Genomic DNA, 4,791 nt, shown 5'->3' with positions numbered 1-4,791 from the left:
CTCTTCTGCCTTGTGTCTTTTCCCTGCCATTTCAATGTCCTTCCTCGGCTCAATAGCCATACTTCAAGAAGGATCACTTTTCAGGGGGCAGACCAGTGGCCAAGACCAGCGGTGCCAAATACCCGCAGCGCCGGTCTGGCCGGGAAGGACCCGCGAATTTTCCTGACCGGTCAGCGCCGCGTTCGCATGGCATGGGCGAAGGCGGCCGCGAAATTGTCGTCGATGGTTGCTGCGACATGCCGCTCGACGACGGCTTCGAGCTGCAGCCTCACGCGGTACCCTTCCGACCGAATGAAGAGCATCACCGGGAAGATGCTGTTGTCGGCCGGACTTCTCTGCCAGACGCCCGGAAAGAGATGCCCCCCTCGTTTCGGAACGAAGAACCGCGCATTGCGATAGTTCTTGTTCCGCTTCAGGCTGGCATCGCTACGAACACGAGTAGCCCCGGCGCCACGATAGTCGATCTGCAAGTCAGCCATGACGCGGTTGAGAAACCCTTGCGTCATGTTGCCGTACCGATTGAGAGGCGTGCGATTGGCCGGCACGGCAACTTCGCCACGCTCCATCAATCCGCGATCGATCAGCTGGCGCTCAAATGCTTTGTGTGTGCGCTGACCGCCGTGGATCTGTGGGCCTAGGAACGCTGTTGCTGGCAGCGCGCCCTTCGTCCGATTGCCGGTAACGACGACGGCGGCTCGCATGTTCTGCTTGGTCGCCTTGTCGAATATGACACCGCGCTTGGCATACGGGGTCGGGCGGTCAAACACCCGATCCATTTCCTTCTGCACCGCAAGGCGTCCGCCCTTGGCTGTCTCGTTCAAGGCGAGCATCGCCGCGTATGGCAGCTGCTTGCGGGCGACGTCAGACATGGAGCGCTCGAACTTGCGAAGGTCGAACCTAACCTCTGTTTCGAGCATGGCCGCCTCGCGTGTTTCCGCCCATAACCTTAGATGCAATAAAGGCGACCTTTCGGCCGCCTCGTCTGTCATCCGGTCATAGCTTTCGCACTGGCCCTGAATCGATGCCTCTCGATCGAGGCTGTCAGGGTTGGGGCTGACCGGCGTACCGACCTCGGGATTGCTCCCCGCTGTTTAGGCGTTTTCAGAGGCTCACTTCAGGATCATCAGCTCATCCAGTGACGAAATGACTCTCACAACTTCCGCAGAAGCGCAAGAGGCACTGTCAAGGGCACCTCTCCGCCCATGAAGCGGATCACAACCACCACGTCACCTCGCCCTTTCTTGCTTGCGGTGGCAACGATCGCATGCAGCCCGGTGAACGGCCCAGCCGTGATGAAGACCTGCTCACCCTGCTCCAAGCTCAGGTCAACGGGACGTTCCCAGTCATAAGCCCCGCACTGCGCCAAAGCATTGAATCGGCTCACCTCTGCGCTGCTGATCCGCATCGGCTTCTCACATCCGCCAAGCACGTCAATCGCATGATCGACACCCTGCAATCCGGCGAGATAGTCAGCGAAAGGAAGCATCTGGACGAGGACGTAACCATGGATGACGGGCATCATCGCCCCCTCTATCACACGGTGACGACGACGCAGATCCGGCCCTTTCCGCATGGGCACCAGGCACCGAATCCCCATGCCATCAAGCGTGGTTTCCACAGCCTTCTCGCGTCCGGTCCAGACGCGAAGGGCGAACCACGGGACATTTGCAGCACTGATTCGCCAGTTCATGGTGAGGAGCGCGCCCTCATCGAGCCGCGCCTCATTGATCCGTTTCATGCGATCCGCGAACCGCTCACCCGCGCCAAGTCCGATCGGAGATCCGAGGAAGCCCTTATGCTGCATGTTCATCGCCTCGTACCTCTCTGAGCTTCGCCGCAAAATCATCGATCGCCGCCCGGACGGCTGCATCCGGATCAGCTTCCCAGCCATCGGCCACAGCCGGGAAATGCACCCATTCAGGCGGGCGCGTATCGTCGAGGAAGGGCCAGCCGCGCCGCTCGTGCTCGCGCCGCCATGCCGCGTAGAGCTCGCCGTCGCGATGCACCTGGCGGAAGCCTTCGGAGATCGGCAGCAGATCCAGCGAGCACGGATAGCCCTTCGCATCCGCCGCCCGCTCGTGCATGGCGTTGACGACTTTCCAGCCGCTGCGCCGAACCTTTTCGCGATGGATCGCCTCGGCTGTCGTCTTCCCGGCGCGGACAAGGCTTTGCTCGAAGGCGGTCAGCCCGGAAATCGGCCCATAGGCCTTGCGCAACAGGTCGGCGATCCGCGCCGTCATCCAGAGCTTGCCATAGGGCGCTGCGAGCTTCGGTCCTGCCGTGGTCTGGGGTTTTTCGGGAATTTCCTGCCAAAGCTTTTCTGCGAAGTAGGTCGAAGGCGCCGGCACATAGTCCTTCTTCCGGTCCTTCAGGAACGCCAGCCAGTCCTGGAAGCGCTCAGCCGCCTGCCGTCGCTCGTCTGCCGACAGCTTGCGCCATGCGATGAGCGAATTCTTCTTGGGCATCCCGTCCAGTTGCGGCCAATCCTTCACCAGCCGCCAGAACGAGCGCTCGATCGAAGCGTCGCTTTCGCCACGCTCGTCCGCCTTCGCCTCCTGCCCATCCCCGTGCTCGCTCGCACGCCCTCTCTCAACTGATGGTTCTAATGGTGGTTCTATTACGGTTCGGGTGTCACGGTGACACCCCTCTCCGTCGCCGGTGTCACCCCTCTCGGCACGATTGTCACCCCTCTCGCCCGTGTCGACGGGTGACACGCTGTCACCCGTCTCCGCCGTGGATTCGGGCTTCGCTTTGCCGGCCTCGTAGGCATACAGGCGGGCCAGATCGAAGTCATAGCGATTGGCAACGCCCGGCCGCCCCGTGGCGCGCTGACGGCACACGAGGATGCCCTCACGCTCGAAATCGGCAAGGATTCGCTGCACCGTCCGCTCGGAAAGCTCCGTCTCCTGCGCAAGCCGGTCGACGCCGGGATAGATGCCGCGCCCGTCGTCGTCGGCAAAGTCCGCAAGCCGCACGGCCAGGAGCTTGCGATTGCATCCGCCGATGTTCATCCGGAAGATGCGGCTCATCAACATGATGCTCATTTCGCCACCTGCCCGGCCCGCAGGCGCGCGATGTTGCCCAGCATGGCATGCGCCCGCTGCTGGCCCTCTACGTCCCCACGCACCACGGCCGCGTCGAGGCGCAGGCGGCTTGTGTGCTCCACCGGCCCATAACGATCGGTCTCGATCGCGCCCGCCCGCACGGCCAGCGCACGCTTCGACAGGGCGATATCGAAATGCACCCAGCTCGCATTGCGATGCTTGCCGAACGAAAGCGTCGGGTGCCCCTGAATCCAGTTGCGCTGCACACCGATGCGGTCGGCCATCGCCAGCAGCTCGTCATCGCTATCGGCCCACATGTGGCACATGACCATGTTGCCGAAGGGCGCTTTCATGTCGTCGACATAGACTGCCATCACGCCGCCCTCCGCGCCGCAGCCATCGCCTGCGCGCCCCACTGGCGCGCCACAGCCTTGGCCATGCCCGGAAAGAAACGGCTGCGCTCCTTTCCGCGATCCTTGCCCTGCGGCATCCGCCAGACTCGGTTCCACGCCTTCCATTCATCCGTGCCCGTCACAGGCTCCGGCAGGCGATCCGTCTCGACCAGCGCTTCCAGCCCGCGCAGATACCAGCCGGTGCCCTTGTATTCGGGATGACCGAACCAGAAGGGCTGCACGATCTGCGGCGCCGGTACATCGTCCGGCATCCGCGCACGGGCGATGTCGTGCATTTCCGGGTTCTCGATCGCCACGCAGGCGATCGGAGCGCGCCAGCAGGCAACGAAGAGATCAACGCCCTGCTCGAACTCGGCGATCATGCTTTCCCATGTCCGGCCGATCGGCAGCTGTTTCGGCGGCGTCATGTAGCCCGGCCCGGAAAGCCAGCGCCGGCCCGACCGGCAAAGCCGTGTGCACGGCGGATGCGCCACGACGAGAAGATCCCAGCCATCGGCAAGTATCGTGCGAACGTCGCCGCGGATATGCCGGTTGCTGCCGTCCTCGGCGGGCAGCAGGTCACAGGACCACGCGTCAAATCCCTCGTCGAGGAAGGCATTGCGCACGATGCCGGAATATTCGCAGCCGACGAGCACGCGGAGAGAGGAACGACTAGCCAACGCACACCCCCTGTCCGCTCGGATCTTCCCCGCGCGAAATCCGCCCGAGGCGCCCGCGCACGACGGCGACATCCATGCCGCCGGGCGGCACGCCGCCTTCGTCGCGAAACCCGCGTAGGGCAGCGAGTTCGGTCTCGAGGTAGCGAATCCCCTCCAGAAAGCCCGAAACCTGCATGCGGTTGCGGATCGTGAATTCGCAGGTCATCAGCAGGGACAACGGGCAGGCCAGCAGCGCCGCCGCCCGCTCCGCGTCCGTCGCCGCCGCAGCGATCTGCGCAATACCGTCGCGAAGCTCGTTCATCGGCCAAGCTCCCGCTCCACGCGCTTGCCCAGCGCCTGCACATCGCGAACCTTGGCTTCCAGCTCATCGCAGCGCGTGCGCACCTTCGCCGCCGCCTCGGTCGCGCGCTTGACCATTTCGCCTGCAGCCTTCCGTTCCTCGGCGAGCTGCGCGAGGTGAAGGGCAATGCCGGCGCTCTCGACCAGATACTTGTCAAAGAGCGGGTTCGAGCCTTCCGGCCCGTAGAAGCCCTCGCGGATTTCCGTCACCCAGGCGCGCGGCACGCCGAGATCGTCGGCAACGCGCTGGTCGGTCCACGGCGTCACATAGCCGCCATCGGCATAGACCTCGGCGAGCTTCATGTTGATCAGGCGGCGATCCTCGACGGTCGAGGT

At 63.7% G+C, this 4,791-nt stretch carries 6 protein-coding genes and 1 pseudogene; all 7 read right to left on the bottom strand.

Annotated elements, in window-relative coordinates:
• Window positions 1–170: 170 nt before the first annotated feature.
• The gene (locus CRO48_RS31280) at window positions 171–917 is read right to left on the bottom strand and encodes a hypothetical protein (RefSeq protein ID WP_097143526.1); all 747 of its coding nucleotides are present in this window, start codon (window positions 915–917) and stop codon (window positions 171–173) included.
• Between the two features lie 233 nt (window positions 918–1,150).
• Entirely contained in the window at window positions 1,151–1,810 is a 660-nt protein-coding gene (nusG, locus tag CRO48_RS31275) for a transcription termination/antitermination protein NusG (protein ID WP_097143525.1), read from the bottom strand.
• Complete coding sequence (locus CRO48_RS31270; protein ID WP_097143524.1) at window positions 1,794–3,044, bottom strand: helix-turn-helix domain-containing protein; 1,251 nt, start codon at window positions 3,042–3,044, stop codon at window positions 1,794–1,796. The genes nusG and CRO48_RS31270 overlap by 17 nt, the downstream gene beginning before the upstream one ends.
• The gene (locus CRO48_RS31265; RefSeq protein ID WP_097143523.1) at window positions 3,041–3,418 is read right to left on the bottom strand and encodes a DUF4031 domain-containing protein; all 378 of its coding nucleotides are present in this window, start codon (window positions 3,416–3,418) and stop codon (window positions 3,041–3,043) included. Before CRO48_RS31265 ends, CRO48_RS31270 begins: the two co-directional genes overlap by 4 nt.
• A complete protein-coding gene (locus CRO48_RS31260; RefSeq protein WP_097143522.1) occupies window positions 3,418–4,116 on the bottom strand; it encodes a hypothetical protein in 699 nt (232 codons plus the stop codon). Before CRO48_RS31260 ends, CRO48_RS31265 begins: the two co-directional genes overlap by 1 nt.
• Window positions 4,109–4,417 (bottom strand): hypothetical protein, encoded by a 309-nt coding sequence (locus CRO48_RS31255; protein WP_097143521.1) that lies wholly within the window; start codon window positions 4,415–4,417, stop codon window positions 4,109–4,111. The genes CRO48_RS31260 and CRO48_RS31255 overlap by 8 nt, the downstream gene beginning before the upstream one ends.
• Window positions 4,414–4,791 (bottom strand): annotated as a pseudogene (locus CRO48_RS32615) (hypothetical protein); the annotation flags it as partial. The gene CRO48_RS31255 and the pseudogene CRO48_RS32615, both read right to left, overlap by 4 nt.

Origin of the sequence: Rhizobium subbaraonis, assembly GCF_900220975.1 — a bacterium.
GTDB lineage: Bacteria > Pseudomonadota > Alphaproteobacteria > Rhizobiales > Rhizobiaceae > Mycoplana > Mycoplana subbaraonis.
Note: the sequence above shows the minus strand (reverse complement) of the source record. Positions and strands in the feature narration are given on the sequence as shown.